This is a genomic window from Roseibium sp. AWQ4_254, assembly GCF_056161025.1.
Map to the genome: position 1 here is coordinate 71,399 of NZ_JBSWYH010000016.1, position 15,693 is coordinate 87,091.

The following is a 15,693-nucleotide window of genomic DNA, read 5'->3' on the forward strand; positions in this document are numbered from 1 at the left end:
CCTCAGAGCCGGCCGCGCAGCTCTGCGAGGCTTCGTTCAGGCGCAATCTGCCGGACCGCGCCGCTTTCGACGTCATAAAGCATCGCCGTCACGCGTAACCCACCCGGCAAATTCGGCGCATCGCGCAGCCTTTCCATGTCCGTGCGAAGATCGTTTTCGTGATTGGTGATTGCACTGCCGGACACATCGACATTCGCCCGATCCTGGTTCAAAGCGCGAAGCTCCGGGTCGGCAAAGCTCTGCGCACCGCATTTGGTATGCTGCATCAGAACGATCGCAAAGCTGGCCTCGTTTGCACCTGTCATTCTGGCGACCATGAGCGACAGCACTGACAGCTCTTCGAGAAAACCAGGTGTCACACGTCCTCCATTGTTGCGGAACACCACTGCCTCGCCCAGTTCCAGCCCCAAGACATGGGCGGGATCTACACGGGCGTCGATACAGGTCAGGAACAGCGTTCCCAGTTTGGGCAGGGCTGGCATTTCACCTTGTTCGAACTGCGCCGCGAAGGCGCGGTTACGGTCGAGGAAAAGTGAGGTGGTGGTCATGTCGGTCTCCCGGCCGGTTACTTATGGGTCAGGCGGTTTTGGAGGGGCGAGTGGCGCGGATCCGGCCCGGTGCATCCATCAGCATCAACCGCCCGTCGAGCGCGGCCTCTTGCCAGTCAGGATTTTGATGTCCGGCCATTGGATGGGCCAAACGGGCCCTGCCTTCGAATTCTGCGAGGGCCTTGAAGCTTGGAGCTGGTGTCAGAAGCATCCGGACCATGAACCCCATTGCCCCGAACAGGGAGGTATCTGCTACATTCGGCGCCAGTCGGCTGACATTTTCGGCATATCGCTCTGCGGTGCTTTGGAAACTCTCCGCCGGGCTGCCGGTAAGCCGCTCGACATCGTCGGTTGGTGAGCCAATAGCGAACGCGCCTTCGGCGATTTCCTCGGCATAGTGGCGCAGGTTGTAGGTGTCGAAATCAGGGAACCCCATGGCGCGTGCCGCCTTGGAGAACATCCGAAACGAGATCGGCTGATAACGCACCTGACGGTCGAACACCCTTGTCAGTATTTGGGCTACATCGCCCCCGGTCAGCAGCGCCGGGCCGGTGGGCCGCCAGGAGGTGCCGATATGGGGCGCGGGGTTCGCCAGAAGCGCGGCCGCACAGCGGGCAATATCACGTTCGGATACCGGCGCATTCGCGCCATCGCCAAAGGGCAGCGGCAGAACCCCCAGCTTGCGGGTGACGGGCGTGGTCAGCAGATAGGTAAAGGCGAAGATGCCGGGATTGAGGTGGATCACCCCCACATCAGGCATCCATCGGGCGATATTGTTGGCGATCCAGTGTTCGCGCGTCAGCATCGAGGGGTGCGCGGGGCTGGGGTTCCAGCCCGATAATAGCACCAAAGTCTCCAGTTGCGCGTCCTGGGCCGCGAGGCAAACCAACATGGTGTTGTGCAGCAGATGCGGAGCAAAGGGCGGAATGTGAAACGCTCGGCTGACGCCGGTCATTGCCCGGCTCAAGTCGTCGAAATCCAGAAGATTGCCAACAAAGATCTCTGCACCCATCCGTTCCAGAGCTTCGGCACGTGCATCTCGGCGGTGAACCATCGCCCGGACCTCAAACCCGGCGTCGAGAATGAGGCGGACCGCGTCCCGGCCCACTCGTCCCGCAGCGGAAGTGACAAGAATTTTTAAGGTGTCGGTCATGCTACGTCCATTTAGATGATGCTTGTAATCTTATTTTTTAGATGATAGATAAAATCTATTATGTCAACCCCAAAAGCTGAAGCTGCCATGCCCCGTGTCTCCAACATCGAAAAACAGAGGTCTCACCAACGCATTCTGGAGGCCGCAGCCGGGCTGATCCGGGACAAGGGGGTGGAGACCACAAGCGTCGCTGAGGTGATGAAGGCGGCCGGGCTGACCCATGGCGGCTTTTACCGTCACTTTTCCGGCAAGGACGATCTGGTTGCCGATGCCTTCGAGAACGCGGTGAACGTGTCGCTTGCAGAGATGGAGCGTTGCCCCGGCGACGCCGCCCGCACGGCATATATCGACATGTATCTGTCCGGCGAACACGTCGAAAACCGGACTATCGGGTGTCCGATTGCCGCGCTTGGGTCAGAACTCGCGCGCATGGATGGAGCTGTGCGAGAGAACAGCTCAAAAGCGGTCGACCGGGTGGCCGCACTTTTGCAGGAGGATGGCACAGAGCTCTCGGGATATATGCGTTTCTCTCTCCTTCTTGGGGCGGTGACGCTGGCAAGGCTGGCAGACGAGCCGGACCGGTCGCAGTCCATTCTCAGCGCGGCGAAGCAGGCGATTACCAGGCTGTGATCGCGACCGGCGGCGCGTAATCACATTTGATTTGCCCAAGGTCGGCAGAAGACCCGTTTATAGGTTCGGGGCTTGAACGGCTTCGTCATATACACAAAACCGCGCCAGCACCCCGTCCAGCCTGGAATCGGCAAAATTTTGAGCCCGCTAAGGAAGCGCCACTTGATGCGGTGATTGAGATTGCAAGCGGCAATGTGACATTGCAGCATACCCAGTTTGGCGACCTCACCTTGGGCATGATCAGCTGAGTAGGACAGGCTGAGTCGAGAGCCTTCGGAGTTGCAACCCGCTTCGCTCACCAACATGACGCGTTGCCTGTACTGCATGCAAATTCCAGCGGGCCAAAGAGCCGGCGCAACGCAGTCCGGCGGACCGGAGCAGGCCACCGAGGCCGTGTTTGGGGACTGTTCAGCTGCGTCCCAGGTTTTGAACGATAAACCATATCGCCCTGCAACCTGCTCCTTGCCGAACAGTCCCCAAACACGGTCAGATCGGTTCCTATCTAGTGAGGTTGGTATAAGCCGTGATGCAGTCTGGCCGCCGGGGATCAACCGGCGGCCGTTGTCTATCGCTCAGATCTCGGTCCAGCCGCCGTCAACGACCAATTCATGACCTAGAATAAAGGACGCATCACTGGACGCCAGGAAGAGAACAGCCGCAGCGATTTCCTCAGGTTTGCCAAAGCGCTTCATCGGTATCTTGCCCCCGATATCTTTCGCGAACCCCTCGACCGTTTCCTGAGATAAGCCGAGCTTGCCGTAAATAGGAGTTTCAACCGGTCCAGGGCTGACAGCGTTTACTCGAATACCCCGTTCAATCCATTCTCCGGCCAGCACACGCGCAAAGGATCGTACGGCTGCTTTCGAGGCAGCGTAGGCTGACGACCACGCCATGCCCATCTGGTTGTTGACTGAAGTGTTCATAACGACCGACCCACCCTTATTTATCAGAGATAGGAGGTTCTGCGCTGTGAAAAACAGTCCCTTCGCATTGGTATCCATCATCAAGTCATAAAGTTTTTCGTCCGTCTGGTCGGCCGGGGCGAGAAGCGTTGTCCCCGCGTTCAGGAACAGCACATCGATCCGGCCGAGTTCCGCCTCCACCAGTGCAGACAGCGCTTCGACACTCGCCATGTCTGCCGCATCAAGCCTTGCTGTCGCGACTTTAAGGTCCAGTCCGGCTTCCGCAAGACGCCCCGGATCCTGCCCAGTGATCATCACCTCAGCACCGGCCGCCTTGAAAGCGGCAGCTGCGGCCTTACCGATCCCGCTCGTACCGCCGGTTACAAGTACTTTCTTTCCTGTAAAATCGTGCATATTTTGACTCCACTTGATTTATATACCAATCGGTAGATATATGTGCCAAGCATCGGATTCAAGAGTTTTATACTGAATGGTAGGTAATAAATCAGAGGGCAGGAAACGGGGCCGCCCACGAACCTTCGACCCGGATCAAGCGCTTGATGCAGCAGTCGGCATCTTCTGGCGAGCCGGATATGATGGTGCGGATACGGCATCCCTCGCCAATGCCATGGGCCTGACCAAGCCAAGTGTCTATGGTGCATTCGGAGACAAGAGATCTCTTTTTCTGAAGGTCCTCCAACGGTACAGCTCCACGATAGGATCAGAGGCGTTAACAGCGTTCGATGCTGCTTGTGGTATCGAAGATGCTGTAACAGCGTTCTTCTCTACGGTTGCCCAAACCCAGTCCGGACAGAAAGGCGCGCGAGGATGCCTGATCGCCTGCGTCGCGGTGCAATGCGCTGAGACAATGCCCGATGTCCATGCGTTTCTCGCAAATAATCTGCAAGTTGGCGAAGAGCAGATCGCCCGGCGACTTAAGCAAAGCGTCGAAGCGGGTGAGCTGCCGAAGGAATATCCTTTTCAAACCCGGGCACGGTTGACGATTGACCTCATGTTTGCCTCTGCAATCCGTGCGCGAGCTGGCGCTTCGAGGGAGGAAATTGAACGGTTGGCCAAAGAAAACATCAAGCTTGTGCTTGCCAGATAATCTCGTTTCGATTTTGCCGGTAACGGCGATTTGGGTTTAATGCCAAGCTCACCAAATGAAACAACCGAGCATAGATCCGAACCGATGCGCCCGTTTGCTCATGTGGCAAGCGAAGAATTGTGAACACACGCGAACTGAATGCAAGCCGGCGTGCGGATCCAATACGGCTCCGGGGCATAACTGCCCCGGAGACTTGGTTAATGCGCAAACTTCTTGATTGTTCCTGAATTCAGGCGTTCGCTGTACGAATTCAGTTCGTTACGAACAATCTTCATCAGGAAATAGAGTGCGAAGATATTGACTACGGCCATTGCAAAGATAGCGGCATCTGAAAAGTCAATGACCGGACCGAGGTTGGCCGACGCACCTATGACAACAAACACGCAGAACATGACCTTGAAGATCAGTTCCTTCGTCTTGCCCTCGCCAAAAAGATAGGTCCAGCTTTTCAGCCCATAATACGACCAGGAAATCATGGTCGAAAAGGCAAACAGCACCACGGCGACCGCTAGTATGTACGGGAACCAGCTGATCGTTGATCCGAAGGCAGCAGAAGTCAATGCAACGCCGGTGTTGCCGTCAATCGTTGCAATGGTTGATCCGTCCAGAACGAATAAACCGGTCTCCGGGTCCATGATGAGCTGGCCGGAAATCGTGATCACCAACGCAGTCATCGTACAAATGACCACAGTGTCGATGAAGGGTTCCAGCAACGACACGAAGCCCTCGGTGATCGGTTCTTTCGTTCGCACGGCCGAGTGGGCAATCGCCGCAGATCCGACACCAGCTTCATTTGAAAAGGCGGCCCGTTTGAAACCTTGGATCAACGCGCCAACCATGCCACCTGCGACACCGAGGCCTGTGAATGCGCCGGCAAAGATCTGGCCAAAAGCCCAGCCGATCTTGTCGTAATGCGTCAGTAGGATGACTACGGCAGCGGCGACATAAAGAACCCCCATGAATGGTACAACTTTTTCCGTGACACGGGCGATTGATTTGATGCCTCCGACAATGACCGCAAAAACGATTGCCGCGAACACAAGCCCGGTGATCCATCCTGGATAGTCACCGAAGATCCCTGCAATCTGTGCATGGGCCTGGTTTGCCTGGAACATGTTGCCGCCGCCAAGCGCGCCCAGAATGCAGAAGACGGAAAACAAGACTGCAAGGACCTTGCCGCCCGGCAGTCCCAGCTCCTTGAACCCCTTGGAAATGTAATACATCGGGCCGCCGGAGACGCTGCCGTCTTCATACTCGTTGCGGTATTTTACACCGAGCGTGCATTCCGTAAATTTGGAGGCCATCCCCAGAAGGCCCGCCAGGATCATCCAAAAGGTTGCGCCCGGGCCACCAATACCAACGGCGACTGCAACGCCCGCGATGTTCCCAAGTCCTACTGTGCCAGAAAGCGCGGTCGCAAGCGCCTGAAAGTGGCTCACTTCGCCCGCGTCCCTAGGATCGGAATAATCTCCCTTCACCAGCTGAATGGCATGCTTGAAGAAGCGGGCCTGTACGAAGCCAAAGTAGAGGGTAAAGACGGTCGCGGCGATTACCAGCCACATGACGATCCAAGGAAAGCTTGTTCCCGGTATCGGTGCAAAAATTGCCGCTACGAACGGCCCTGTCACCGCCGCAAAAACCTGATTGATCTTCTCGTCTATACCAACGGTGCCCTGCGCCAAAGCCGGTTGGGCAAGCGCGGTCATCGCCAGGCCAGTGGCCCAGACCTTAAACATGGTTTTCATGATTTCCCCCTTAGGCCACGACTGTAACCGGCACGTCCGCGTGCATAACTAAGTTCTGTGTTGAACTGCCGAAAATGCGCTTGGCAAAACCGCTTTCCGAGCTGCGAGCAACGATGAGCTGTGACGCGCCCTCTTCAACACTGATCGCATTAAGAGTTTCAGCTACGTCACCATGACGAACGATGCCTTTGGTCTTGAATCCCGCATCCTGCAACTGTGACAGAGCGGGATCGACAATCCGCGAATGCGCGGTTTCCAGTTCTTCTTCGCGCCGTTTGTGGCGCAATTCGTTCTCTTCAGCCGTGTGGAAGCTGAAAGGGGACCATTCGATAACGTAAGCCACGATCAATTCGCAACTTTCCGTTCGCCCTGCCAGATCCTTGGCAAATGCGAGCGCTCTGTCTCCGGAACTAGCCCCGTCGACGCCAACAACGATTTTTGTACTCATTCTTTGTTACCCCTAGTCGGTTTGCTTTTTTTGGCAGCAGAGATGTTTTCAGCACTCCCAAGAGCGCATGTACTCCTTCTGCCAGCTCTTAGTATTAGGTAAAATCACTAGTAAGTGGCGCTTTTTTCAGCTACGTTAGCGAGTATTTTCCTTCAAATTAGACAATCTTTAGGAGCTTTCACTAATGGGCAGGAATCTTGATCGCATCGATTTGCGCATTTTGGAGGAGCTTGCATCCAATGGACGTCTACCGATCGTTGAGCTCGCAGCGCGTGTAAATCTTACAAACACACCATGCACGGAACGCGTAAAACGCCTGGAGCGAGAAGGCTTCATTTCCGGCTACAAGGCCAAGTTAGACATGGAGCGTTTGGGCATGGGACATTTGACCCTGGTCCAGGTTGCTCTGTCAGCGACCGGCGACAACAATCTGGATGCCTTCAACCGCTCCGTCCGGGAAATTGCAGAGATCGATTCCTGCCTGATGATCGCAGGGTCATTCGACTACCTGCTCATTGTCCGGACCCGTGACATGCGTCACTTCCGCGATGTTCTGGGTGAAAAGATCAATCGCTTGCCAGGTATCCACCAGACAAACTCGTTTTCAGTTATGGAAGTTGTGAAGGAGGAGCATATGTTCAACGCCTAAAACCAAGCGCAGTTGATCATGCCCCCATTTGACCGCATTCGGAGGGACTCCGGACGTTGTCGCACGTCTGGTCCGCGCGCCACACCACAAGTGCGATCCATCGATGTCAGTAGACAAAGAAGATCCGGTCAAATCGTGCAGACTTTTCGCCCGATGCTCTAATATCAACCTCAATAGATAGGAACCGATCTGACCGTGTTTGGGGGCTGTTCGGCAAGGGGCAGGTTGCAGGGCGATATGGTTTATCGTTCAAAACCTGGGACGCAGCTGAACAGTCCTCAAACACGGCCTCGGTGGCCTGCTCCGGCCCGCCGGACTGCGTTGCGCCGCTTGAACGACCATAAAGGCCGTCCTGCACAACGCGCCTTGCCGGCCAATCCGCACCAGCGCCATCAGGTGGGTTTCTATCTATTGAGGTTGGTATAACTCCGTGCGACTTCAATAGAGCAAGTTTGACAGACACTAAACGGCCGACTCGAGGACCTGATACGGACATTCGTTGACGAGTATGGCGACGTCCGCAATGGGCCGAAAATGGACCATGCTCAGCGAGAGACGGGCAATGGCAGTAGCCTGATTTTGCGGATCGATTCGAAATCCGACACCCCATATCAGGACAAGGGGGGCGCATGTCCCAACAACTCAGACAGAATGTTGGCTTCCGTCTAAGTTGTTGTCATTTTTGAAGATAGATTGATGCTATCTCGCCGCCTCGCGAAATTTTATGCGCTTCCCTGTAACCGGATCAAATGTCCAGATTGGCGACCGTCAGGGCGTTGTCCTGGATGAATTCCCGGCGCGGGTCGACTTCGTCGCCCATCAGTTTGGTGAAGATGTCGTCGGCATCGTCGGCCTCCTTCACCTTGACCTGCAGCAGGGAGCGGACATTGGGGTCGAGGGTGGTTTCCCACAGCTGTTCCGGGTTCATCTCGCCAAGACCCTTATAGCGTTGCAGGGAAATGCCCTTCTGGCCAAAGGCATAGACCTGTTCCAGCAGGGCGCGGGGGCCGCGGATTTCGCTTGGCACATCCTTGCGCCGCAGGACCGCAGCCTTGCCGTAAATGTCATTCAGGTGGTCCGCATAGGCGGCCAGACGCCGGGCGTCGGCGCTGGCAAGCAGGGCCGGATCAATGGTGGCGGCTTCCTCGACACCGCGGACGGTGCGCCGGAACACCAGGCTGCCATCGTCCCGGGCTTCGCCGGTCCAGCCGCGCTCAAATTCATCGGCCAGAATGTCCATGCGCCGGGCGATATAGGCAGCGGCCTCCTCCGCCTTGGCCGGATCTTCCAGGATCTCCGGTGTCAAGGCTCCCGCAATGGCGGCCTGTTCCACCACATCTCGGTTGTAGCGGGTGTGCAGGCCGTCAAAGATTTCGGAGATCTTGCGGGCAGTCTCCACCACGCCCAGCAGATCCTGGCCCATGCGGACCTCGCCACCGGCCAGCGTCATGGAGGTCTCGTCCAGGCCCTGGGCGATCAGATAGTTCTCAAGTGCCAGCTGGTCTTTGAGATATTGCTCCGACTGGCCCCGCTTCACCTTGTAGAGCGGCGGCTGGGCAATATAGACATAGCCGTTTTCGATCAGCTCCGGCATCTGGCGGAAGAAGAAGGTCAGAAGCAGGGTCCGGATATGGGCGCCGTCCACATCCGCATCGGTCATGATGATGATCTTGTGGTAGCGCAGCTTTTCCAGATTGAACTCTTCCTTGCCGATCCCGGTGCCGAGCGCAGTGATCAGGGTGCCGATCTCGTTGGAGGACAGCATCTTGTCAAACCGGGCGCGTTCCACATTGAGGATCTTGCCGCGCAGGGGCAAAACGGCCTGGTTTTCGCGGTGGCGGCCCTGTTTGGCCGAGCCGCCTGCAGAATCGCCCTCCACCAGGAAGAGTTCGGCCTTGGAAGCATCCCGCTCCTGGCAGTCGGCGAGTTTGCCGGGCAGGGAGGCCACATCCAGCGCGCCCTTGCGCCGGGTCAGCTCGCGCGCCTTGCGCGCCGCTTCGCGGGCTGAGGCCGCCTCGACCACCTTGGACACAATGGATTTTGCCGGGGCTGGATTTTCCTCCAGCCACTCGCTCAGAATCTGGGAAATGAGGTTCTCCACCACCGGCCGCACTTCGGAGGAGACGAGCTTGTCCTTGGTCTGGGAGGAGAATTTCGGGTCCGGCACCTTGACCGACAGCACGCAGGTCAGACCTTCCCGGCAATCATCGCCGGACAGGGACACCTTTTCCTTTTTCATCAGGCCAGTGGCTTCCGCATAGCCGGTCACCTGACGGGTGAGGGCTGCCCGGAAACCGGCCAGATGGGTGCCGCCATCGCGCTGGGGAATGTTGTTGGTGAAGCACAGCACATGCTCGTGATAGCTGTCATTCCACCACATCGCCGCTTCCACGGTGATGCCGTCCTTTTCCGCCTTCATGTTGATCGGGTCTTCGATCAGTGGATGTTTGGCCCGGTCGAGATACCGCACAAAGGCTTCCAGACCACCTTCATAAAAGAGCTCCTCCACCACCTCTTCCACGCCGCGCTTGTCGGTCAGGATGATGCGGACGCCGGAATTCAGGAAGGCAAGTTCGCGCAGCCTGTGTTCCAGCGTGTTGAAGACAAACTCGGTCTTGCTGAAGGTTTCCGGCGAGGGCTGGAAGGTGACTTCCGTGCCCTTCTTGCCATCGGCCGGGCCGACCACTTCCAGCGCCCCCTGGGCTTCGCCATGGGCAAAGCGCATGAAATGTTCCTGGTCATTGCGCCAGATGCGCAGGTCCAGCCGAGTGGACAGGGCATTCACCACGGAGACGCCCACGCCGTGAAGGCCGCCGGACACCTTGTAGGAATTCTGGTCGAATTTCCCGCCCGCATGGAGCTGGGTCATGATGACCTCGGCCGCCGACACCCCTTCTTCCGGGTGCAGGTCGGTCGGGATGCCGCGGCCATTGTCGGACACGGTCACCGAGCCGTCGGGATTGAGGGTAACCGTCACATGGTCGGCATGGCCGGCCAGCGCCTCGTCAATGGCGTTGTCGACCACTTCATAGACCATGTGATGCAGGCCGGATCCGTCATCGGTATCCCCGATATACATGCCGGGCCGTTTGCGCACCGCATCGAGCCCCTTGAGCACCTTGATGGAGTCTGCGCCATATTCGGCGCCGGTGTCGGTTTCAGGGGTTTGTGCAGGCTCTGACGAGGACGTGTCGCTCATGCGAATCAATTACCAATCGGTTTGTCTTTTCTCCCCCCGTTATACGGGGTTCCCCGGGGCGTTCAACCGCGCCGGGCGTGTAGCGAAGCCAGCGAAGCGATAATCGTGGAAAACCAACAGATTTCGGCGCATTTATGGGGCTGGACGCGGGGCGGTCAAGCGGCCCTGCTGTCCGTCAATCTCAAAGACTTCGGCTGTTGGCGGAAGCGCTTCGAACAGGGCCTCGTCCGTGCCGGTCATGAACACCTGTCCGCGAAGGGTGTCGAGCTTGGAAAACAGGGCGGCCCGGCGGGCCGGGTCCAGATGGGCGGCGACCTCGTCCAGCAGCAGAACCGGTGCCATGCCGCTCACCTTGGCCGTCAGATCCGCATGGGCCAGGATGAGCCCGATCAGAAGCGCTTTCTGCTCCCCGGTGGAGGAGCGGGCGGCAGGCATCTGCTTGGCGGCATGAAGCACTTTCAGGTCGCTCAGATGCGGGCCGGTCAAGGTGCGCCCGGCCGCCCGGTCGCGGCCGCGCCCGTCTGCCAGCAGGCGCCGGTAATGCTCTTCCCGGTCTGTCGCGCTGAGGCCATGCGTCTCGCCTTCAAAGGCGCCTTCCAGCGTGAGCAGGGCATGGGGGAAGGGAAGGTCCTCGCTGACCTGCTCTTCAAGGGTCTGGGCCAGCAGCAGCACGGTCTCCTGACGGGCAATGGAGACGGCGGTGCCAAGCTCGGCCACCTGCTGCTCCAAAGCGCTTAGAAAGGCGTCGCTGCCGCCCTGATCCAGCAATTTGTTGCGTTGCCTGAGCGCGGTTTCAAAGCCGCTGACCCTTCGGCCATGGGCCGGGTCGAGGGCCAGGGTCAGCCGGTCCAGAAACCGGCGCCGGTCGGAGCCGGGCCCGGTAAAGAGCCCATCCATGGCCGGGACCAGCCAGAGCACCCGGACATAGTCCAGCAGGCTGTCCGATCCCTTGACGTCTTCGCCATCGATCCGCACCTTGCGGCCCTGGCCTCCGGCGGCAAGGCCGGTGCCTATTCTGGTTTCCAGTCCGTCCAGCTGAACCGTCGCCGCCACACTCCAGCCGCCGCTGCCTGTGGTGCGGGCAATATCGGCCATCGGCGCCCGGCGCAGGCCGCGCCCGGCGGTCAGAAAGGAGACAGCTTCCAGAATGTTGGTCTTGCCAGCGCCATTGGCCCCAACAAAGGCAATCATCTTGGCCGACAGATCCAGGGAAAGAGCCGGATAGTTGCGGAAATCGGTCAGGGACAGGCGGGTCAGTTGCGCTGTCCGGAACGTGCTCATGAACCGCTTTCCGCCTCAGGGTCTGCCCGGAATCCGGTCAGACGCGCATCGGCATGAGGACAAACAGGCAGTCATCGACCGTGTTGTCCTGAATGAGGGTGGGGGAGCCGGAATCTGCCAGACGGAACAGAGCTGTATCGCTGCCAAGCTGGTTGGCGATGTCGAGCAGATAGCGGGAGTTGAAGCCGATTTCGAGCGGTTCGGCATCATATTCGACGGCCAGCTCCTCGGTCGCGCTGCCCGAATCTGGATTGTTCACGGTCAGCACCATGCGCCCATCGGTCAGGGACAGTTTGACGGCGCGGCCGCGTTCCGAGGAGATGGTGGACACACGGTCTACCGCGTCCTTGAATTCGTCCCGGTCGACACGCATCTCCTTGTCATTGCCCTGGGGGATGACGCGGCCATAGTCGGGGAAGGTTCCATCGATAAGCTTGGACGTAAGGACCACAGAGGCCGTGGTGATGCGGATCTTGGTGTCGGACAGCTCGATCTGGACATTGGCCTCCGGGTCTTCCAGAAGCTTTTGCATCTCGCCGACCGTCTTGCGCGGCACGATGATGCCGGGCATGCCCGAGGCGCCCTGGGGGGCAGGCACTTCGGCCTGGGCCAGCCGGTGGCCGTCAGTGGCAACGGCGCGGAATTGCTGGCCATTGGCCGAATCCACAGTGTGCAGATAGATGCCGTTCAGATAGTAGCGGGTTTCTTCGGTCGAAATCGCAAACTGGGTGGTATCGATCAGTTTGCGGATGTCATTCGCGCTCAAGGCAAAGCCATGGCTGAAGTCACCGGCGGTCAGATCCGGGAAGTCGGTTTCCGGCAGCATCTGAAGGGTGAATTTCGAGCGCCCGGCGCGGATTTCCAGGGTTGCATTGTCGCTGGTGGTTTCCAGAACCACCTGGGAGCCGTCCGGCAGCTTGCGTACGATGTCGTAGAACATGTGGGCCGGCACCGTGGTGGCGCCCGGCATCTCGACCATGGCCGGAACCGTCTCCACGACTTCCAGATCCAGGTCGGTGGCCTTCAGCTTGATGGCGCCGCCATCGGCGCGCAGAAGCACGTTCGACAGGATGGGAATGGTATTCCGGCGCTCGACCACCCGGTGCACATGGGTCAAGGACTTGAGGAGGTCGGTCCGCTCGAGGGTCGCTTTCATACGCTTCTTCCGTACTCGTGAATGATCAGGTTTTAAGGGCCTGACCTAACTGGACAATTGGGCTCCCAATGGGGGCGGGGGAAAGACACTGCCCTTATCGGGCGCCAAAAGCAAGGGGGCGTTCCACCGGAACGCCCCCAAAATTCAGTGAAAATCGTGTATTTAGCGGGTCACGCGTCAAGCATGCGCTTGAGCAGTTCCAGCTCCTGGGCAAGGCCGTAATCCGCCCGGGCCATTTCCTCGATCTTGCGCACCGCATGCAGCACGGTTGTGTGGTCCCGGTTGCCAAAGCGGCGGCCGATTTCCGGCAGCGAGCGCGGGGTCATAACCTTGGCCAAATACATGGCAATCTGTCGCGGGCGCACGATTGTGCGGGTCCGGCGGGCGGACAGAAGATCCGCCTTGGTGACATTGTAGTGTTTGGACACCACGCGCTGGATGTCTTCGATCTTGACCCGGCGCGGCTCGGTGGAGCGCACCAGATCACGCAAGGTCATTTCCGCCATGTCCTGCGTAATCGGCTGATTTGTCAGCTGATTATGGGCAATCAGGCGGTTCAGCGCCCCTTCCAGATCCCGTCCGGAAGAAGCCACATGCCGCGCAACATAGTCCAGAACGCTGTCCGGCACGTCGAATTGCGGGTAGGTCTTCTGGGCGGCTTCCACCCGGGAGACCAGAATGTTCCGGCGCAAGGTGAAGTCCGGCTCCTGAATGCCCACGACAAGGCCGCCGGACAGGCGGGAGCGGACACGGTCGTCCAAAGTATCGAGCTCGGAAGGGGCTCGGTCGGCTGCCACGATCACCTGACGGGCACCGTCAATCAGCGCGTTCAGGGTGTGGCAGAATTCTTGCTGCACCTGTTTGCCATGAAGGAACTGCATGTCGTCGATCAAGAGGAGATCGATCGTGCGCAGGGTGTCCTTAAAGGCCAGCGCGGACTGGGATTTAAGGGCCGCGACGAACTTGTACATGAAGTGCTCGGCTGTCAGGTAGAGCACCTTGTGACCATTGGCCCGCGCCTTTGCGGCGACAGCCTGCATCAGGTGGGTTTTTCCGAGGCCCACGGACGCATGCAGGTAGAGCGGGTTGAACGTGACCGTTCCGCCTGCGGCCACCTGGCGCGCTGCGGCCAGGGCCAGGTTGTTGGATTCCCCTTCCACGAAGGATTCAAATGTATATTTCGGGTCCAGCGCTGCGCCCTGCAGCACATCCCGGGCACTGTCATTGCCGGTGTCGCCCCGGCCAAGAGCTGCCGTGGCCGCCTGGGCCCGGGTCACCTGTGCCGCATCGCCGAGGGTCTCGGTTCTGGCATCGGCTGCCACCGGCTTCACACCGACAGGCGCTGCCAGGCTGGGCTGGACCGTCTGGGGCTGCCGCGGCCGGATGGCGCCACGCACAGTCAGCTCAATGCGGTGCACATTGTCGCATTCTCGCTGCCAAAGACCCATGAGCTGGTCGTTGTAATTGTTCTGGATCCACTGTTTGAGAAAACGCGTGGGAACAGACAGTCTCACTGTTCCGTCCTGGTGTTCCTCCAGATCAACCCGCGCAAACCAGCTGGTAAAGACATCATCGCCCAACTCGGCGCGAAGCTGTTTCTTCACTCGCTTCCAATGTTCGGAGCCGCCTGCCTCCTGAACCTGCATATCACTTGCCTCCTGTACTAGGTGGAGAACGATCCGCCACAGCCGTTCCCCAACGCCTTGCTGCTTTTGCAGCTATATTTTGTCCCTTTTGGGACGGTTCTGGTATTGGCGGCCGGACGGGTCCTGCCACCTTGCCCCTGTCTGCGTGCAGGGTTGCTAACTTTGGATCCAGGGCAGCCCCGCCGATTTCCAGCCGGACCGGGCTCCGCGATGGCCGTCCGTGTCGAGCGGCCCTTCGAACCCATCTGAAATGTTGAAGCAGTGTGTGTAGCCGGCCTGGGTCAGGGCCATGGCAGCTGCCTGGCTCCGTGCACCGGAGCGGCACAAGAAATATATCGGAGCGGTTTGGTCAAGCCCTTTTTTGACCAGAAGGTCAGAAAGCGTGTTCGCAAAGTCCGGATTGGGTCCTGAGGGGGGGAAGCTCTGCCATTCGATCAGAACCGCTTCCTTGCCCACGGGCCGCAGATCCGGCACACCGACAAACGTCCATTCGGCCTGGGTGCGCACGTCCACCAGCACTGCATTTTCCTGTCCGGACAGACTGTCAAACGCCTGTTGTGCTGTAACGTCCCCAGCGTATTCACCCTCACTATGCAAAACAACCCCCTGTCAATAGCTGAGTGCTATTGATTTAAAGTTCTAACTTGATTTTATAGATATTGTTTTAGTTCAAACGAGAACTAGAAGACCAGGGTGTCGAATACACTAATGTATTCATTCCGAAGTCTTAACGCCACGTGCTCAGCTATGCATCGATTTAACTTATTCATTGTTCGTCCAAGCACCGTTTTTAGATTGTCTGCTGGTCTTTGCCGCCAGTCGCAGTGTTAATATACAGAGGACGAAGGCCGGGGCAACAGCCACTTTTAACGATTTTGAAGGCTGCCCTATTTTTGCCCCATCGTCAGTCTTTTTTTGCCTGTTGGCACGAGGGCAGCAAATGCTTTTTGCAGCAATGACTTTTTGCAATTCGGTGCACTGTCACAATTCAAAAACAACAATTCCAAAAAAAAAATAAGCAGGTGTCTCTTGACTCGTATCGAATCCGGTTCGATCCCGATTGCCGACTCTTACATGTCTATAAGATATTGTTTTTATTGGCTTTTCTATGACATAGCCACAAGTGTCAAAACTACGTATATTACGCGCTCTGGTTGCCGGAAAAACTCATCCACAAAATTACGCGGCTAAAAAAAACCCGGCATTTCTGCCGGGCCTCTTTAACGGT

General features: G+C 58.1%; 13 protein-coding genes. 3 read left to right on the forward strand and 10 right to left on the reverse strand.

Annotated elements, in window-relative coordinates; all coding sequences use genetic code 11:
- Positions 1-2: 2 nt before the first annotated feature.
- Together ACXAIC_RS13765 and ACXAIC_RS13770 are read right to left on the reverse strand one after the other, a co-directional pair.
- Complete coding sequence (locus tag ACXAIC_RS13765; protein WP_475179964.1) at positions 3-548, reverse strand: carbonic anhydrase; 546 nt, start codon at positions 546-548, stop codon at positions 3-5.
- Positions 549-576: 28 nt separating this feature from the next.
- On the reverse strand, positions 577-1,701 hold the full coding sequence (locus tag ACXAIC_RS13770; RefSeq protein WP_475179966.1) for an NmrA family NAD(P)-binding protein: 1,125 nt from the start codon (positions 1,699-1,701) through the stop codon (positions 577-579).
- Between the two features lie 60 nt (positions 1,702-1,761).
- Between ACXAIC_RS13770 and ACXAIC_RS13775 the strand changes: the two genes are divergently transcribed.
- A complete protein-coding gene (locus ACXAIC_RS13775; protein ID WP_475179971.1) occupies positions 1,762-2,331 on the forward strand; it encodes a TetR/AcrR family transcriptional regulator in 570 nt (189 codons plus the stop codon).
- Between the two features lie 572 nt (positions 2,332-2,903).
- Here the strand turns inward: ACXAIC_RS13775 and ACXAIC_RS13780 are convergent.
- The gene (locus tag ACXAIC_RS13780) at positions 2,904-3,647 is read right to left on the reverse strand and encodes an SDR family oxidoreductase (protein ID WP_475179974.1); all 744 of its coding nucleotides are present in this window, start codon (positions 3,645-3,647) and stop codon (positions 2,904-2,906) included.
- A gap of 76 nt (positions 3,648-3,723) precedes the next feature.
- Between ACXAIC_RS13780 and ACXAIC_RS13785 the strand changes: the two genes are divergently transcribed.
- Complete coding sequence (locus ACXAIC_RS13785; protein WP_475179977.1) at positions 3,724-4,341, forward strand: TetR/AcrR family transcriptional regulator; 618 nt, start codon at positions 3,724-3,726, stop codon at positions 4,339-4,341.
- 197 nt (positions 4,342-4,538) lie between these two features.
- Here the strand turns inward: ACXAIC_RS13785 and ACXAIC_RS13790 are convergent, their stop codons facing one another.
- Positions 4,539-6,077 (reverse strand): alanine/glycine:cation symporter family protein, encoded by a 1,539-nt coding sequence (locus tag ACXAIC_RS13790; protein WP_475180151.1) that lies wholly within the window; start codon positions 6,075-6,077, stop codon positions 4,539-4,541.
- A gap of 19 nt (positions 6,078-6,096) precedes the next feature.
- Positions 6,097-6,534, reverse strand: a complete 438-nt coding sequence (locus ACXAIC_RS13795) for a universal stress protein (RefSeq protein ID WP_475179981.1) — start codon at positions 6,532-6,534, stop codon at positions 6,097-6,099.
- 184 nt (positions 6,535-6,718) lie between these two features.
- Here ACXAIC_RS13795 and ACXAIC_RS13800 point away from each other — a divergent pair, with 184 nt between their 5' ends.
- Positions 6,719-7,183 (forward strand): Lrp/AsnC family transcriptional regulator, encoded by a 465-nt coding sequence (locus tag ACXAIC_RS13800; protein ID WP_475179984.1) that lies wholly within the window; start codon positions 6,719-6,721, stop codon positions 7,181-7,183.
- A 745-nt stretch (positions 7,184-7,928) separates the two neighbouring features.
- On the opposite strand, the gene gyrB is transcribed toward ACXAIC_RS13800, so the two are convergent.
- The 5 genes from gyrB to ACXAIC_RS13825 all read right to left on the reverse strand — a co-directional run bounded on the left by gyrB (position 7,929) and on the right by ACXAIC_RS13825 (position 15,062).
- Positions 7,929-10,382, reverse strand: a complete 2,454-nt coding sequence (gene gyrB / locus ACXAIC_RS13805; RefSeq protein ID WP_475179987.1) for a DNA topoisomerase (ATP-hydrolyzing) subunit B — start codon at positions 10,380-10,382, stop codon at positions 7,929-7,931.
- A gap of 132 nt (positions 10,383-10,514) precedes the next feature.
- Positions 10,515-11,663, reverse strand: a complete 1,149-nt coding sequence (gene recF, locus ACXAIC_RS13810; protein WP_475179990.1) for a DNA replication/repair protein RecF — start codon at positions 11,661-11,663, stop codon at positions 10,515-10,517.
- A 37-nt stretch (positions 11,664-11,700) separates the two neighbouring features.
- Positions 11,701-12,819, reverse strand: coding sequence for a DNA polymerase III subunit beta (gene dnaN / locus ACXAIC_RS13815; RefSeq protein WP_475179995.1), 1,119 nt, complete (start codon positions 12,817-12,819; stop codon positions 11,701-11,703).
- Positions 12,820-12,989: 170 nt separating this feature from the next.
- Positions 12,990-14,465 carry a chromosomal replication initiator protein DnaA gene (dnaA, locus tag ACXAIC_RS13820; protein ID WP_475179999.1) on the reverse strand — a complete coding sequence of 492 codons (1,476 nt, stop codon included), beginning with the start codon at positions 14,463-14,465 and terminating at the stop codon, positions 12,990-12,992.
- Positions 14,466-14,621: 156 nt separating this feature from the next.
- A complete protein-coding gene (locus ACXAIC_RS13825; RefSeq protein WP_475180002.1) occupies positions 14,622-15,062 on the reverse strand; it encodes a rhodanese-like domain-containing protein in 441 nt (146 codons plus the stop codon).
- Positions 15,063-15,693: the final 631 nt, after the last annotated feature.

Bases quoted from the DNA above. Each gene is read 5' to 3' on its own strand.
- recF (WP_475179990.1), bottom strand. From the start codon at position 11,663: ATGAGCACGTTCCGGACAGCGCAACTGACCCGCCTGTCCCTGACCGAT.
- ACXAIC_RS13770 (WP_475179966.1), bottom strand. From the start codon at position 1,701: ATGACCGACACCTTAAAAATTCTTGTCACTTCCGCTGCGGGACGAGTG.
- dnaA (WP_475179999.1), bottom strand. From the start codon at position 14,465: ATGCAGGTTCAGGAGGCAGGCGGCTCCGAACATTGGAAGCGAGTGAAG.
- ACXAIC_RS13775 (WP_475179971.1), top strand. From the start codon at position 1,762: ATGTCAACCCCAAAAGCTGAAGCTGCCATGCCCCGTGTCTCCAACATC.
- ACXAIC_RS13785 (WP_475179977.1), top strand. From the start codon at position 3,724: ATGGTAGGTAATAAATCAGAGGGCAGGAAACGGGGCCGCCCACGAACC.
- ACXAIC_RS13790 (WP_475180151.1), bottom strand. From the start codon at position 6,077: ATGTTTAAGGTCTGGGCCACTGGCCTGGCGATGACCGCGCTTGCCCAA.
- ACXAIC_RS13800 (WP_475179984.1), top strand. From the start codon at position 6,719: ATGGGCAGGAATCTTGATCGCATCGATTTGCGCATTTTGGAGGAGCTT.
- dnaN (WP_475179995.1), bottom strand. From the start codon at position 12,819: ATGAAAGCGACCCTCGAGCGGACCGACCTCCTCAAGTCCTTGACCCAT.
- ACXAIC_RS13765 (WP_475179964.1), bottom strand. From the start codon at position 548: ATGACCACCACCTCACTTTTCCTCGACCGTAACCGCGCCTTCGCGGCG.
- ACXAIC_RS13795 (WP_475179981.1), bottom strand. From the start codon at position 6,534: ATGAGTACAAAAATCGTTGTTGGCGTCGACGGGGCTAGTTCCGGAGAC.
- ACXAIC_RS13780 (WP_475179974.1), bottom strand. From the start codon at position 3,647: ATGCACGATTTTACAGGAAAGAAAGTACTTGTAACCGGCGGTACGAGC.
- gyrB (WP_475179987.1), bottom strand. From the start codon at position 10,382: ATGAGCGACACGTCCTCGTCAGAGCCTGCACAAACCCCTGAAACCGAC.